14 protein-coding genes are annotated in these 15178 nt (G+C 73.1%); 3 read left to right on the forward strand and 11 right to left on the reverse strand.

Features of this window, described 5'->3' with window-relative positions:
- Positions 1 to 3 precede the first annotated feature (3 nt).
- The 4 genes from rsfS to ET471_RS17145 all read right to left on the reverse strand — a co-directional run bounded on the left by rsfS (position 4) and on the right by ET471_RS17145 (position 3729).
- Positions 4 to 405 (reverse strand): ribosome silencing factor, encoded by a 402-nt coding sequence (rsfS, locus tag ET471_RS17130; protein WP_129190323.1) that lies wholly within the window; start codon positions 403 to 405, stop codon positions 4 to 6.
- Positions 402 to 1616, reverse strand: coding sequence for a hypothetical protein (locus tag ET471_RS17135; RefSeq protein WP_129190326.1), 1215 nt, complete (start codon positions 1614 to 1616; stop codon positions 402 to 404). Before ET471_RS17135 ends, rsfS begins: the two co-directional genes overlap by 4 nt.
- A complete protein-coding gene (gene nadD, locus ET471_RS17140) occupies positions 1609 to 2253 on the reverse strand; it encodes a nicotinate-nucleotide adenylyltransferase (protein WP_129190328.1) in 645 nt (214 codons plus the stop codon). The genes ET471_RS17135 and nadD overlap by 8 nt, the downstream gene beginning before the upstream one ends.
- Positions 2254 to 2436: 183 nt before the next feature.
- The gene (locus tag ET471_RS17145) at positions 2437 to 3729 is read right to left on the reverse strand and encodes a glutamate-5-semialdehyde dehydrogenase (protein ID WP_129190330.1); all 1293 of its coding nucleotides are present in this window, start codon (positions 3727 to 3729) and stop codon (positions 2437 to 2439) included.
- A gap of 46 nt (positions 3730 to 3775) precedes the next feature.
- Between ET471_RS17145 and ET471_RS17150 the strand changes: the two genes are divergently transcribed.
- Positions 3776 to 5236, forward strand: a complete 1461-nt coding sequence (locus tag ET471_RS17150) for an MFS transporter (RefSeq protein ID WP_129190332.1) — start codon at positions 3776 to 3778, stop codon at positions 5234 to 5236.
- A 60-nt stretch (positions 5237 to 5296) separates the two neighbouring features.
- On the opposite strand, the gene proB is transcribed toward ET471_RS17150, so the two are convergent.
- From proB to rplU, 5 genes are all read right to left on the reverse strand, one after another.
- Positions 5297 to 6379 carry a glutamate 5-kinase gene (gene proB / locus ET471_RS17155; RefSeq protein ID WP_242496558.1) on the reverse strand — a complete coding sequence of 361 codons (1083 nt, stop codon included), beginning with the start codon at positions 6377 to 6379 and terminating at the stop codon, positions 5297 to 5299.
- Positions 6380 to 6566: 187 nt separating this feature from the next.
- The gene (locus ET471_RS17160) at positions 6567 to 8912 is read right to left on the reverse strand and encodes an immune inhibitor A domain-containing protein (RefSeq protein WP_129190337.1); all 2346 of its coding nucleotides are present in this window, start codon (positions 8910 to 8912) and stop codon (positions 6567 to 6569) included.
- Between the two features lie 280 nt (positions 8913 to 9192).
- Complete coding sequence (gene obgE, locus ET471_RS17165; RefSeq protein ID WP_129190339.1) at positions 9193 to 10710, reverse strand: GTPase ObgE; 1518 nt, start codon at positions 10708 to 10710, stop codon at positions 9193 to 9195.
- A 98-nt stretch (positions 10711 to 10808) separates the two neighbouring features.
- Positions 10809 to 11069, reverse strand: coding sequence for a 50S ribosomal protein L27 (gene rpmA, locus ET471_RS17170; protein ID WP_129190341.1), 261 nt, complete (start codon positions 11067 to 11069; stop codon positions 10809 to 10811).
- A gap of 63 nt (positions 11070 to 11132) precedes the next feature.
- Positions 11133 to 11441 (reverse strand): 50S ribosomal protein L21, encoded by a 309-nt coding sequence (gene rplU / locus ET471_RS17175; protein WP_066131407.1) that lies wholly within the window; start codon positions 11439 to 11441, stop codon positions 11133 to 11135.
- Between the two features lie 274 nt (positions 11442 to 11715).
- On the opposite strand from rplU, the gene ET471_RS17180 reads away from it, so the two are divergent.
- Positions 11716 to 13614, forward strand: a complete 1899-nt coding sequence (locus ET471_RS17180; protein ID WP_129190343.1) for a BCCT family transporter — start codon at positions 11716 to 11718, stop codon at positions 13612 to 13614.
- Between the two features lie 28 nt (positions 13615 to 13642).
- On the opposite strand, the gene ET471_RS17185 is transcribed toward ET471_RS17180, so the two are convergent.
- Entirely contained in the window at positions 13643 to 13849 is a 207-nt protein-coding gene (locus ET471_RS17185; protein ID WP_129190345.1) for a dodecin family protein, read from the reverse strand.
- Positions 13850 to 13938: 89 nt separating this feature from the next.
- Here ET471_RS17185 and ET471_RS17190 point away from each other — a divergent pair, with 89 nt between their 5' ends.
- Entirely contained in the window at positions 13939 to 14508 is a 570-nt protein-coding gene (locus tag ET471_RS17190) for a protein-L-isoaspartate O-methyltransferase family protein (protein ID WP_129191116.1), read from the forward strand.
- Positions 14509 to 14561: 53 nt separating this feature from the next.
- Here the strand turns inward: ET471_RS17190 and ET471_RS17195 are convergent, their stop codons facing one another.
- Positions 14562 to 15158 carry a thymidine kinase gene (locus ET471_RS17195; RefSeq protein ID WP_129190347.1) on the reverse strand — a complete coding sequence of 199 codons (597 nt, stop codon included), beginning with the start codon at positions 15156 to 15158 and terminating at the stop codon, positions 14562 to 14564.
- Positions 15159 to 15178 lie beyond the last annotated feature (20 nt).

Below are 15178 nucleotides of genomic sequence, written 5' to 3' on the forward strand. Positions count from 1 at the left end.
CGCTCAGGCCTCGGTCGCCGCGGCCGCGGCGGCCCCGGGGTCCGTGACGTCCGCGGGCAGCTCGACGACGGGGCAGTCCTTCCACAGGCGCTCGAGGGCGTAGTACACGCGGTCCTCGGCGTGCTGGACGTGCACGACGACCTCGCCGAAGTCGAGCAGCACCCAGCGGCCCTCGGACTTGCCCTCGCGGCGGATCGGCTTGGCGCCCGCCGTGAACATGGCCTCCTCGACGGCGTCGACGATGGCCGACACCTGTCGCTCGTTCGTGCCGGACGCGATGAGGAACACGTCCGTGAGGACGAGCTGCTCGCTCACGTCCAGCGCGATGATCTCGTCGGCCTTGAGGTTCGAAGCCGCGCGAGCGGCGACGACCGCCAGCTCGACGGCGCGCTCGGTCGCGGTCACAGGGTTCCTCTCGAGGACGTCAGGGGGGCGATCACTGTCGACACGGCGGACGCGCCGGCGTCGGGGGCGTAGCTCGGGTCCTCGCCGTCCAGGAGCTGCCACAGCAGCCAGCCCAGCACGAAGGCGACGACGATCAGGATGATGTAGTGCAGCCACGTGTACGACGGACCCGGCTCGTCGTCGGCGTCGTCGGTCGCCGCGGACTCGGCGCGCGAGCGGACCGGCTGGTCCGCGGTGACGAATGAGTCGAACGGCGAGGGCTGCGGGCGTGCGGGCGGCAGCGAGCCCGGCAGGCCCGTGGGCGTCCCGCCCGCGGCGGTGCCCGCCGCAGTGCCGGTACCGGTGCCGGTGCCGGTGCCGGTGCCGGTGATCGAGCCCCAGGACGGGCCGCTCGCCGGGCTGCCGGCCGGGCCCGGCGCCGTCGGGGTGGGCGACGACGCGGCCGGCGTCGCGCCCCACGGGGACGCGGGCGGCGTCGGCGTGGCCGGCTCCGACGGCGCCGCGACCGTACCGAAGGGGGCGCCGAACGGACCGCCCGCGGACGTGCGCGTCGGGGCGGACGGCGCGGGGGCGCCGGTCGCGGGCGCGACGGACGACGGCGCGACAGACGGCGCGGCGGAGCCCGCGGACGTGCCGAACGGCGACGCCGGCGGCGGGCTGCTCGTGGTGCTGCCGAACGGCGACGCGGACCGCTGCGGGGCCGCAGCCGGGCTCTGGCCGAACGAGGGAGCGGCAGGACTCTGACCGAACGAGGGCGCGGCCGGGCTCTGACCGAACGACGGCGCGGCCGGACCCGCGCCGTAGGGCGACGGGCCACCGGCCGCCGGGCGCGGGAAGGCCGTCGGCGACGGCGGCGTCGCGGGCTGGCCGACCGGCGTGCGCGCCGACGTGCGCGTCGGCATGCCCGGCACGGGCGGCGCCGGGGTCGCGGGCACCGGCTGCACGCCGGTGCGCTGGACGGGCGTCAGGCGGCCGGTCTCGTCGAGGCCGCGCACCCCGCCCGTCGACGTCGGCGGGCGGACGACGGGGGGCGCCGTGGGCTCGGGGGCTGCGGGCGCGTGCAGGCTGCGGCGCGACGGCGGCGGCCCGGCGGGCGTCTGCGGCGCGGGCGCGGGCGCGCCCGATGCCGCGGCGCGGGCCTGGGCGGCCGCCTCCTCGCGCTCGCGGATCTCGCGGCGCGTCAGCGGGCGCCCCGGGTAGCTGTCACTCATCGTCTGCCTCGTCCTCGCTCGTTCCGGCGCTCGCCCCGCGGTACAGGCCGTGCTTCGCGATGTACTGCACCACGCCGTCCGGTACCAGGTACCAGACCGGCTGGCCAGCCTCGGCCCGCCGACGGCAGTCCGTGGAGGAGATCGCCATCGCGGGCACCTCGAGAGTCGTCACGGCGCCCTCGGGAATTCCGTCGATAGTCAGATTGTGCCCCGGACGGTTCACGGCGACGAAGTGGGCCATGCTCCAGAGCGTCTGCGCGTCTTTCCAGGAGAGGATCTGCGCCACGGCGTCCGCGCCGGTGATGAAGAACAGCTCCGCGTCGGGGCGCTGCTCGTGCAGGTCGCGCAGCGTGTCGACCGTGTACGTCAGGCCCGGCCGGTCGATGTCGACGCGGCTCACGGTGAACCGGGGGTTCGACGCCGTCGCGATGACCGTCATGAGGTACCGGTGCTCGGCCTCGGTGACCTGCTTGTCCTGCTTGAACGTCGGCTTGCCCGTGGGCACGAACACGACCTCGTCGAGCCCGTAGCTCGCGGCCACCTCCGACGCGGCCACGAGGTGGCCGTGGTGGATGGGGTCGAACGTGCCGCCCATCACGCCGATGCGCGGGCGGGACGATGAGGTCGCGTGGGACATGCTCAGTGGCGGTTCCACACGTTGCGGAACGCGTACGTCACCAGCAGGGCGAACGCGAGGGCACCGAAGGCCAGCAGGCCGAATACGACGGGGCTCATGGCTCCTCCGAAGGGGTCGAGAAGGGTGTGGCCGGGAAAGTCTCTCACGGGCTGGTCAACCGCCTCGCCGCGGTCGACCGGGGGGTCACGGACGCACGTGGCCGTCCCCGGTGACCACCCACTTGGTGGTGGTCAGCTCGGTCAGGCCCATGGGCCCGCGCGCGTGCAGCTTCTGCGTCGAGATGCCGATCTCGGCGCCGAGGCCGAGCTCGCCGCCGTCGGTGAACCGGGTCGAGGCGTTGACCATGACGGCCGCGGCGTCGACCTCGGCGACGAACCGCTCGGAGGCGCGCAGATCGTTGGTCAGGATCGCCTCGGTGTGCCCCGTGCTCCACGTGCGGATGTGCTCGATCGCCTCGTCGAGGCTCGCGACGACGCGCACCGCGAGCTCGAGGGCGAGGTACTCGGTGGCCCAGTCGTGGTCGGTGGCGGGTGCGACGGCGACGCCGTCGGGCGCCGCGCCGATCGTGGCGGCGTCGCCGTGCAGCACGACGTCGGCGCCCGCGAGCGCCGCGAGGACGCGCGGCAGGAACTGGGCGGCGACGTCCTGGTGGACCAGGAGCGTCTCGGCGGAGTTGCACGCGCCGACGCGCTGCGTGGCGGAGTTCATGACGATGGGGAGTGCCTCGTCGAGGTCGGCCGACGCGTCGACATAGACGTGGACGTTGCCGGTCCCGGTCTCGATGACGGGCACGGTCGACTCCGCGACCACGGTGCGGATGAGGCCGGCGCCGCCACGCGGGATGAGCACGTCCACGAGGCCGCGCGCGTGCATGAGCGCGACGCCGCCGGCGCGACCCCACGGGTCGACGGTCTGGACGAGGTCGGCGGGCAGGCCCTGCGCCTCCAGGGCGTCGCGCAGCACGCGCACGACGACCTCGTTGGAGCGGGCCGCGGCCGAGCCGCCGCGCAGGATGACGGCGTTGCCGGACTTGAGCGCGAGACCGGCGGCGTCGACGGTCACGTTCGGGCGGGCCTCGTAGATCATGCCGACCACGCCCATGGGCACGCGCACCTGGCGCAGGCGCAGGCCGTTCGGCAGCGTCTGGCCGCGCACCACCTCGCCGACCGGGTCGGGCAGCCCCGCGACGTCGCGCAGCGCGGCGGCGATGCCGTCCACGCGCGCGGGGGTCAGCGCCAGGCGGTCGAGCAGGCCCGGGGACATGCCCCCGGCGCGCTCGCGGTCGAGGTCCTCGGCGTTGGCCGCGACGAGCTCGTCCGACGCCGCCACGAGGGCGTCGGCCAGGGCGTGGAGCACCGCGTCCTTGGTGCCGCGCGACGCCGTTGCCAGCGCCCGCGACGCCACCTGCGCGCGGCGGGCGACGTCGCGCACCGCGGCGTCGACGTCGGACAGGACTTCGGTGGACGCGAGGCTCATGGCCTCGAGCCTACTGTCCGGGGCACGCGAGGGGCAGAATCCGTCCATGACCACGGCTTCCAGCCGCCCGGGCAGCACCACGAGCCCCGGGCCGCTCACTCGCTCCGAACGCCTCGACCGGCTCCCGTTCACGCGCGCGCACCTCCGGCTCCTGGTGGGCTCGGGCGTCGGGTGGGCGCTCGACGCGATGGACGTCGGGATCATGTCGTTCGTGCTCGTCGCGATCGGCGAGCAGTGGTCGCTGTCCACGGGCGAGCGGTCGCTGCTGGGCTCGGTCGGGTTCGCGGGCATGGCCGTGGGCGCGGCGCTCGGCGGCCTGCTGGCCGACCGCGTGGGCCGTCGCCAGGTGTTCGCGCTCACGCTGCTCGTCTACGGGCTCGCGACGGGGGCGTCCGCGCTCGCGGGCGGGCTCGCGGTGCTGATCGCGCTGCGGTTCGTCGTCGGGCTGGGGCTCGGCGCGGAGCTGCCCGTCGCGTCGACGCTCGTCAGCGAGTACGCGCCCGCCCGCATCCGCGGGCGCGTCGTCGTGATCCTCGAGTCGTTCTGGGCGGTGGGGTGGATCGCCGCGGCGGTCGTCGGGCTCCTGCTCGTCCCGTCGTCCGACGCCGGGTGGCGCTGGGCGTTCGCCATCGGCCTGGTGCCGGCGGCCTACGCGCTCTACGTGCGCTCGCGCCTGCCCGAGTCGGTGCGCTTCCTGGAGCGCAGCGGACGGCACGCCGAGGCCGAGTCCGCGGTGCGCGTCTTCGAGGCGTCCGCCGGCATCGCCGCTCCGTCCTCCGACGACGTCGCGGCGTCGGACCTGACGGCGGGTGCAGCGCCGGGCCGGACCGCGGGTGCTGTCCCGGGCCCGGTCGCAAGCGTGGCGCCGGGCCTGGCGACGGGCGCGGCGCCCGCGGGCGCCGGGCGCGTCCCGGTGCGGGCCCTGTTCGCGGCCGCGCTGCGGCGCCGGACCGTGGCGCTGTGGCTGACGTGGTTCGGGGTGAACTTCGCCTACTACGGGGCGTTCACCTGGATCCCGACGCTGCTCGTGGCGGACGGGTTCTCGATGGTGCGGTCGTTCGGCTACACGCTGGTGATCACGCTCGCGCAGCTGCCCGGGTACGCGGTGGCGGCGTGGCTCATCGAGGTGTGGGGGCGCCGGGCGGTGCTCGTGTCGTTCCTCGCGGGGTCGGCCGTGGCGGCGCTCGGGTTCGGCCTGGCGGGGTCGGTGCCGCAGATCCTCGTCGCGGGCATCGCGCTGTCGTTCTTCAACCTGGGCGCGTGGGGCGCCCTGTACGCCGTGACCCCCGAGTCCTACCCGACGCCGGTGCGGGCCACCGGGGCGGGCAGCGCGACGGCGTTCGGCCGCATCGCGTCGATCCTCGCCCCGCTGGTGACGCTGCCGCTGCACGACCGCATCGGCACGGGCGGCGTGTTCGCCGTGTTCGCGGCCGCGTTCGTGCTGGCGATGGGGGGCGCGAGCCTGCTGACGGAGCTGAAGGGCACCCGCCTCGACGAGTCGGTGTAGCGCCCCGTCGTCGTGCGCGGCACCCTCGCCGCCCCGCGCGGAGCCGCAGGACGCGAGACCTCAGTGGTGGTCGAGCACGAGGTCGTCGCGGTGGACGACCTCGCGGTCGTAGCCCTCGCCGAGCTGCTCGCGCAGCTCCGCCGTCTGGCGGCCGATCAGGGTGGGCAGCTCGGACGAGTCGAACGCGACCAGGCCGCGCGCCACGACCGTGCCGTCCGGGGCGACGAGCTCGACCGGGTCCCCGGCGTCGAACTCCCCCTCGACGCGCGTGATGCCCGCGGGCAGCAGCGACGCCCGTCCCCCGCGCACGGCGCGCGCGGCGCCGGCGTCGACGTGCAGGCGGCCGCGCACGCGGGCGGCGTGCGCGATCCACAGGCGCCGGGCCGAGGTGCGGCGGCCGGTCGCGGCGAACAGCGTGCCGACGTCGGCGCCCGCGAGCGCCCCCGCCGCGTTGCGCGCGGCCGTGAGCACCACGGTGATGCCGGACGCCGTCGCGATGCGCACGGACTCCAGCTTGGTGACCATGCCGCCCGTGCCGACCGCGCTCCCCCGGCTCGTGACCGGCACGTCGGCGACCTCGGCGAGGTCGCCCACGAAGGCGATGCGCTGCGCGCCGGGCTTGTGCGGTGCGCGGTCGTGCAGGCCGTCGACGTCGGTGAGCAGCACGAGGGCGTCGGCGCGCACGAGGTGGGAGACGAGGGCGGCGAGGCGGTCGTTGTCGCCGAACTTGAGCTCGTCGGTGGTGACGGCGTCGTTCTCGTTGATGACGGGCACGACACCGAGGGCGAGCAGGCGCGACAGGGAGCGCTGCGCGTTCTTGTAGCGCAGGCGGCGCACCGTGTCCTCGGCGGTCAGGAGCACCTGGCCGACGCGGATGCCGTGGCCCGCGAAGGCCTCGGCGTAGCGGGCGACGAGCAGGCCCTGGCCGACGGACGCGGCGGCCTGCATGGTGGCGAGGTCCTTGGGCCGGGCGGCGAGCCCGAGCGGGCCGATGCCCGCGGCGACGGCGCCCGAGGTCACGAGCACCACCTGCGTGCCGGCGGCGTGCCGCGCGGCCAGCACCTCGACCAGCGCGCGCAGCGCGGCGACGTCGAGGTGCCCGTCCGGCCCGGTGAGGGACGACGAGCCGATCTTGACGACGATGCGGCGGGCGGCAGGAAGCGCGGAGCGCGCCGCGGGGAGGCCGGTCTGCGCGGCGCGCGCGTCGTCGGGAAGGGTGGAACGGGCTGTCACGCGCACATCATCGCCGACGAGCCCGCCCTGACGGGCGCGGCGCCCGGGGTTCGGTCAACCCCGGGCGCCGCGCGTCGCTCCTCGTACCGCGTTCCGGCTAGTCGACCTTGACGTTCATGGTCGTGCCGTTCTGCTTCAGGATGGTCATCGTGACGCCGACGCCGGGGAGCTTGACGCCCTGGTTCGGCGACTCCTCGTAGAAGTACTTGTCGGTGTCGCGGAAGACCGGGTTGCCCGGCAGGCCGCCGAAGGTGTTCGCGACGCCGTCGACGTGCAGGGTGACGGTGTCGGTCTTCGCCAGGCTGAACGGCGCGTCGTAGATCTGCACGCGGGGCCGCCACAGGGCGCCGGTGGAGGTCTGCTTGAACGGCGCCGGGTGCGAGTCGACGTACAGGTTGCGCCCCGAGCCGGGGTGCACGTTCACGTCGTTGTCGTCGACGGACGTGTCCCAGTACGAGACGAGCAGGCCCTGCTGGTACGCGAAGTGGTCGACCTTGTCCGGCAGCGCGGCGCCGTACCCGAAGTAGTACGGGCCGGTCTTGAGGTACTGGTCGTAGCTGACGTAGGTGCGGTTGGCCGCGATGTAGTACCCCGGGTGGTAGGTCGTGTACTGCGCGCCCGCCGCGACCCAGCCGTTGGTGGTCCAGGCGCCGAGGCCGCCCTCGCCGTCGCCGATCAGGGTGCCGCCGAGCCGGATGTCGTCGAGCAGCACGCCGTCCGGGACGTCCGGGTCGTTGCCCGAGACCGCCGGGTCGGTGACGTAGGAGAACGCCAGCTCGACCGACTGCCCGGCGTAGGCGGACAGGTCGACCGTCATCGGGCCCCAGGCGGCCTGCGTGCCGTCCCAGGCCGTCAGCGGCGCGCCGTTCGCGGTGACCTGGGCGTAGTCGTAGTCCGTCTCCAGGTCGTAGATCGTCTGGAACGACAGGACCGGGTCGGTCGTCGGCACCGTGACGGTCTGCTTGAGCGTGATGATGCTGTTGTTGGTGTGGCCCGAGTAGTACACGCCCGACCCGGCGTACGGCGCGGGGAGGTCGTGCTGGACGGGCTTGGGGGGCAGCCCGACGATGACCGCCTGCGCGTCCTTGTTGTTGTACTCGGAGGCGCCGAGCTTCACCGTCTTCTTCTGACCGGCGGTGAGGTAGTCGTAGTCGAGCCAGCCGAGCTGGAGCTTGTTCCACGCGCCGAGGTCGCCGGCACGCTCGCCGATGCCCCCGTCGGTGGCGCCGCCCAGACGGCTCTGCGCCATCAGGGTCCAGTACTCGTTGCTGTTGTCGCCGCTGGCCGTCACCGAGTTGTAGTCGTCCGGCAGGCCGAGGTCGTGGGTGAACTCGTGGTAGAAGACCGAGCGCCCGCCGTTCTCCGGCTGGATGGTGTAGTCGCCGACGTAGAAGCCGGTGTAGTCGTCGGTCGAGGCGACCGTGCCGTCGGGGTTGACGGTGCCGCCGATCGGTGCGCCCGTGAGGCAGGCACGACCGTCGAAGCACGACGGGCCGTAGGCGAGGTTCGAGTACCAGCGGTGCGACCAGACGGCGTCGGTCCCGTAGATCGGGTCGCCGTCGGCCTCGTCGCCGCCGGCGTGGACGATCTGGAAGTGGTCGATCCACCCGTCGGGCTCGTTGAAGTCGCCGTCGCCGTCCAGGTCGTAGCGGTCCTGCACGTCGAACGTGGCGAGCTCGGCCTTGATGTCGTCCATCGTGCGGCCGTCGGCGAGCTGGCCGTCGACCCAGGCCTTCGCGGCGTCCTGGATGAGGAGCTTGACGTCGCCGCAGTTGGTCTGGCCGCAGCGGTTCGTGCCGTACCGGCCCTCGGTGAAGGGGACCTTGACCCAGTCCGTGACCGTGCCGTCGACGCTGTAGCGGCCGGACGACTGCGTGGTCATGTAGTTCTTCAGGGACTCGCCCTCGCCGAAGTACAGGTTCTGGAAGTACGCCTGCGAGTGGTCGGCCGCCCAGACCGTCGAGTTGTCCTTGGTGCGGTCCGGTTCCGGGATCTGGTTGTGGAGCGGCCCCTCGTGGCGCTGGGCCTTCGGGTCGAGCGGGAAGGTCGGCTGCTGGTCGCCGAACTCGACGAGGACGACGAAGATCCGGTCGGTGCCCTCGTGGGCGACCGGGACGTACTTGGACTGGTAGGAGTCCTTGCCGCCCTTGCCGTGGCCCTTGCCCTGGTCGTGGCCCTTGCCCTTGCCCTTGCCCTGGTCGTGGCCCTTGCCCTGGTCGTTGCCGTTGCCCTGGCCGTTGGCGCTGGCGTTCTCGGAGGTGACCTGGACGACCTGCTGGCCGTTGATGGTCTGCACCTTCGCCTTGCCCGAGAGCACGTCGGAGATCGCCTGCTCGCGCAGGGCCGCCTGCTTCTCCGCGATGGGGTTGGGCAGGGCGTCCGACCCCACGCCCGTGGGCTCGGCGCTGCCGCCGATGGTCGGCGCGGCCTGCGCCGGCGCCATGGCCAGGCATGCCCCGACCAGTGCCAGCCCTGCTGCGATCGCTGGAACTCTGCGCACTACTACCTCCCAGACTCGTGGTCATGGGCCCCGGCTTCGTCGACGGGGCTGCCCGGAGTCTAGGAACACGTGACGTCGATCACCATGCGAACGGGGTACGAAGTCAGATCGTTACCTGGCCCGCACCCGGGAGAAACGTGAAGGCGGGGCCGAGACCAGCTCGACCCCGCCTCCGTCACGTGCTGGACCCACGCCGGCCACACGCCGCGCGAGCCTTCCCGCCTCACTCGGAGTCGGGGTCCGTCCAGTGGCCCGCCTGGCGCTCGGTCCACAGCTCGCGGCGCGCCTCGGTCTTGGCGTCCATGCGCTCGGTGAACTCCTGGCGCTTCTCGGAGCGCGTCTTGCGCTTCGACTCGTCCAGGCGCAGGTCGGTGCCGCGCGCGCCGAGCAGCTCGGGCCCCGTCATGAGCGTCGGCTCCCAGTCGAAGACGACGGCGTCGCGCTCGTCGCCGATGCGCACCTCGTCGCCCGCGACGGCGCCCGCCTTGAACAGGCGGTCCTCGACGCCGAGCTTCGCGAGCCGGTCCGCGAGGAACCCGACGGCCTCGTCGTTGTTGAAGTCCGTCTGGCGGACCCAGCGCTCCGGCTTCGAGCCGCGCACCTCGAAGAAGACGCCGTCGGCGTCCTGCTTCCTCGTGACGGTGAACCCGGCGTCGTCGACGGCCCTGGGGCGCAGGACGATGCGCGTCGGCTCCGGGGCGGGCGCCGCGGCGCGCGCCTCGGCCACGATCCCGCCGAGGGCGAACGTCAGCGGGCGCAGGCCCTCGTGCGACGCCGTCGAGATCTCGAAGACGCGCAGGCCGCGCGCCTCGAGCTCGGGCTTGACGAACTCGGCCAGCTCGCGGGCCTCGGGCACGTCGATCTTGTTGAGCACCACGAGGCGCGGGCGCTCGGTGAGCGGGACGCGGCCGCCCTCGATCTCGAGGTCGCCCGCGTAGGACGCGAGCTCGGCCTCGATGGTGTCGAGGTCGGTGATCGGGTCGCGGCCCGGCTCGAGCGTCGCGCAGTCGAGCACGTGCACGATGACGGCCGTGCGCTCGATGTGGCGCAGGAACTCCAGGCCCAGGCCCCGGCCCTCGCTCGCGCCCGGGATGAGGCCCGGGACGTCGGCGACGGTGTAGCGGGTCTCCCCCGCCTCGACGACGCCGAGGTTCGGCACCAGCGTGGTGAACGGGTAGTCGGCGATCTTGGGGCGCGCGGCCGAGATCGCCGCGATGAGCGACGACTTGCCGGCGCTCGGGAAGCCCACGAGGGCGACGTCGGCGATCGTCTTGAGCTCGAGCACGACGTCGGCCGACTCGCCCGGCTCGCCCAGCAGCGCGAAGCCCGGCGCCTTGCGCTTGGGCGACGCGAGCGCCCGGTTGCCGAGCCCGCCCTTGCCGCCCGCGGCGACGACGTACTCCGCGCCCGCGCCGACGAGGTCGGCGAGCACGTTGCCGTCGAGGTCCTTGACGACCGTGCCGTCGGGCACCGAGAGGACCAGGTCCTCGCCGTTCGCGCCGTCGCGGTCGTCGCCCATGCCCTGGGTGCCGTTGGTCGCGTGCCGGTGCGGCGAGTGGTGGTACGTCAGGAGCGTCGTCGTCTGCGCGTCGACGACGACCTTCACGGAGCCGCCGTCACCGCCGCTGCCGCCGTCCGGGCCGGCGAGCGGCTTGAACTTCTCGCGGCGGATGGAGGCGACACCGTGGCCGCCGTCCCCGCCCGAGGCATGGAGGACGACGCGATCGACGAAGCTGGCCATGGGTGAATCCTCTCAGGCAAGACGAGAGGGGCGCGCCGAACCCGGCGCGCCCCTCTGCGAAGGAACTGCTGCGAAGCGTGGCTTCGCTGCGCTACGACTCAGACCTCAGCCGACTCGACGATGTCGACGACCTTGCGGCCACGACGCGTCGCGAACTTGACCGCACCGGCGGTCAGCGCGAACAGCGTGTCGTCGCCACCGCGGCCGACGTTCTCGCCCGGGTGGAAGTGGGTGCCGCGCTGGCGGACGATGATCTCGCCCGACTTGACGACCTGGCCGCCGAAGCGCTTCACGCCGAGCGACTGGGCGTTCGAGTCACGACCGTTGCGCGAGGAGCTCGCGCCCTTCTTGTGTGCCATTCTCAGGACCTGCTTTCAGGAAGTACGGGGAGGTTCACGCGGGCCGCGTGGGCCTGCGGAAAGTCACTTGATGCCGGTGACCTTGAGGCGCGTCAGCGACTGACGGTGGCCCTGGCGCTTGCGGTAACCGGTCTTGTTCTTGTACTTGAGGATGACGATCTTCGGGCCCTTCTCGTCCCGAACGACCTCAGCCGTGACCTTGACCTTCGCCAGCTTCGCGGCGTCGGTGGTCACCTTCTCCCCGTCGACGAGCAGCAGAGCGGGCAGCTCGACGGTGTCGCCGGCCTTCGCGTCGATGCTGTTCATCACGACGATGTCGCCGACGGACACCTTTTCCTGACGGCCACCGGCCTTGACGATCGCGTACACCATGGTGCATATCTCCTGTGTAGGCGTGCCCGACGGCGGTGAACACCGGCTTGGTCTGCAACTCGAGGTCACCTCGGTGATCGAGTGCGGTGCGTCCGTGGGCACACGGGACAGGCACGCCGATGGGCGTGCCGACGCACAAGACTACACCATCGGGCCCGGCCGCTTACCATCGACCCAGCGCCCAGCGCCACAGTCACGAGCGCGGCCTCACGGTCCGCGGCTGGGGTTCTCGGGGGTCCGTGCCGTCTGCCGCACCTGACCGGAAGGCTGTCCCATGACCGGTACCACCACCCCCGTCCCCGGCGAGGAGCACCGCCACCGCGACGGCGCGAGCCGGCACCGGACGGCCCGCCTCGTCCACGAGGTGACGCTCCCCCAGATCGCCGAGGGGCTCCACCCCGCGCTGCTGCCCGGCATCGGCGTCGAGGACAACAACCACCGCTTCGGCGTGAACAAGGTCGTCTTCGGCGTCGCGTTCGGCCTCGTCGCCGCCGTCATCGCGTGGGGCGTCCTCGGCGCCGACAGCCTCCACGCGGCCTCCACGACGGCGTACCGCGTCGTGACCGAGGACTTCGGCTGGTTCTTCGGCCTGCTGATGGTCGGCGTCTTCGCCTTCATGATGTGGATCGGCTTCGGCCGCTACCGCAGCATCCGCCTCGGCCAGGACGGCGAGCAGCCGGAGTTCTCCACCGCCTCGTGGGTCGCGATGATCTTCGCCGCGGGCATCGGCATCGGGCTGCTCTTCTACGGCCCGCTCGAGCCCGTCACGCACTTCACCTCCCTGCCGCCGGCGTTCGCCGACGTCGCGCCGGGCAGCGACCAGGCGATGCACCTCGCGCTCGCCCAGACGATGTTCCACTGGGGCCCCGTCGCCTGGAGCATGTACGCGCTGGTGGGCGGGGCGGTCGCCTACGCGTCGTTCCGCAAGGGGCGCGCGCCGCTCATGTCCGCGCTCCTCGAGCCCATCTTCGGTGCGCGCACCCGCGGGCCGCTGGGCGCCGTCGTCGACATCTTCGCGATCATCGTGACCCTGTTCGGCACCGCGGTGTCGCTCGGCATCGGCGCCCTGCAGATCGGGCGCGGCGTCGAGATCGTCGCCGGCGTCGGGCCGCTCGGCAACGGGGCCCTGGTCGGCATCATCGCGGTGCTCGCCGTCGCCTTCGTCGTCTCGGCCGTCTCCGGGGTCAAGCGCGGCATCCGCGTGCTGTCGAACGTCAACATGATCCTCGCCGGCGTGGTGGCCCTCTTCGTCTTCGTCGCCGGCCCCACCGTGCTGCTGCTCAACCTGCTCCCCGGCGGCCTCATGACGTTCGTCGCCGAGCTCCCGACGCTCGCCGCGCAGTCCGGCGCCACGAGCGACGACGCCCAGGAGTTCATGAGCAGCTGGACCACCTTCTACTGGGCCTGGTGGGTCTCGTGGACCCCGTTCGTCGGCCTGTTCATCGCCAAGATCAGCCGCGGCCGCACGCTGCGCGAGTTCGTGCTCACCGTGATCGTCGTGCCCACCCTCGTCTGCCTGGTCTGGTTCACCGTGCTGGGCGGCACGAGCATGTGGCTGGAGCAGACGGGCGCGGCGCTGAGCCAGGCCGGCTCCGCCCAGGACATGCTGTTCGCGCTCCTGGACAACCTCCCCGCCGGGGCCGTGACCTCCGCGATCGCGATGGTCTCGGTGGGCATCTTCTTCGTCACCAGCGCCGACTCCGCCTCGATCGTCATGGCGTCCCTCGCCGAGAAGGGCAACCCGGCCCCGCGGCGCTGGAACACGATCGTGTGGGGCTCGGCGCTCGCCGTCATCGCCGCGGTGCTGCTGGTCGGCGGCGGGAGCGCGGCCCTGAACGGCCTGCAGAACCTGATGATGGTGACCGCGCTGCCGTTCGCCGTCGTCATCGTGCTCGTCATGGTGGCCTGGTCGCGGGAGCTGGCCCACGACCCCCAGACGATCCGCCGGCGGTTCGCCCGCGAGGCGCTCGCGCGCGGCGTGCGCGAGGGCATCGAGCAGCACGGGGACGACTTCGTCATCGGCGTCGTCAAGGCCCAGCCCGACAAGGGCGCCGGCGCCTGGCTGAACACCGACGACCCGCGGCTCACCGCGTGGTACTCGCCCGAGGCCCCGCAGCCCCCGCTCGACGACGCCCCGGACGCCCCGGACGGGCCCGCCGCGGCTCCGCGGTAGGCCCGTCCGTCACCTCGGTCCAGGACGCTCAGTCCAGGACGAACGTGATCTCCAGCACGACCTGCCAGTGGGTGATCACCCCGTCCGTGACGTCGACCTTCTGCTCCTTGACCCACGCTCCCTGGACGTTGCGCAGCGTCTCCGTCGCGCGGTCCACCCCGATCTTGATCGCGTCCTCGAAGCTCACGTCCGAGCGCGCGCTGATCTCCGTGATGCGTGCCACCGAGCCGGCCATGGGATCCCCCGATCCTCTCTGATTGGGCCTTGACCGTTCGAGCATCGCCCGCCCTGGTGCGGCCCGCCACCGGGACGCACGATGGGGCGATGGAGGACGACGCCGTCTCCGCGGCGATGCGTGCCGTGCCCCGCCGGGCGTTCCTGCCGCGCCTCCAGCGTCCCTACTCGCCGCAGGACCGTCCCCTCGAGATCGGGCACGGCCAGACGTGCTCGCAGCCCTCGACGGTCGCCGCGATGCTGCGGCTGCTCGACGTGCCGCGCGGGGCGCGCGTGCTCGACGTCGGCGCCGGGTCGGGATGGACGACGGCGCTGCTGGCCCGCCTGGTGGGGCAGGACGGCGAGGTGCTCGGCGTCGAGCGCCGGCCCGACCTGGCCGCGTGGGGCGCGGCCAACGTGGTGCGGGCCGGCATGCCGTGGGCCCGTGAGGTGCCGGCGCGTGCGGGGGTGCTGGGCCGGCCGCGCGACGACGGCTGGGACCGGATCCTCGTCTCGGCCGCGGCGGACGCGCTCCCCACGGTGCTGGTGGACCAGCTCGCGCCGGGCGGCCGCATGGTGATCCCGGTCCGGCACACCATGCTGCTGGTCGAGGCAGCCGACGACAAGGTGCGCGTCACACAGCACGGCACGTACACGTTCGTCCCGCTCATCCAAGACTGACCGGCGGTCGAGCGACTCTGGATGTCCGCGTACGGCGGCTCATATGCGGACATTCAGAGTCGCTCGACCGCCCGTAGGGCGCGGTGGCGGCGACAGCGGGCCTGGTACGACTCTTGGCCGCCGACGTGCTCCGCGACCGGCGACTCGGCGGACGCGGCCTCCTGGTTCAGGCGGACGTGGTACGCGGCGTCGCGGCCGCAGATCGTGCAGACCGCGGTCAGCTTGACCACGCTCTCCGCGACCGCCATCAGGGCGGGCAGCGGCTCGAACGGGCGGCCGTCGAACGTCACGCACAGCCCCGCGACGACGACCAGCAGCCCGTCGTCGGCGAGGCCCAGCACCACGTCCACGAGGTCCGGCCCGAAGAACTGCGCCTCGTCGATCGCGACGAGCTCGGTGCCCGGCGTGACGAGCCCCGGGATCTCCGCCGCCGCCGACGCGGTGGCGGACGGGATCTCCAGGCCCGAGTGGGACGCGATCCTTCCGCCGCCCGCCCGCACGTCGAGTGCGTGGTTGACGACGACGACGCCCCGCCCCGCGAGCCGTGCGCGCCGCACGCGCCGGACGAGCTCCTCGGACTTGCCGGCGAACATCGGCCCGGCGACGACCTCGACGCTTCCCACGCGGTCCTCTGCCGCCTGATCGCTCATGGCGCGAGCATCCCACGACC

Source organism: Xylanimonas protaetiae (assembly GCF_004135385.1).
Taxonomy (GTDB): Bacteria; Actinomycetota; Actinomycetes; order Actinomycetales; family Cellulomonadaceae; genus Xylanimonas; species Xylanimonas protaetiae.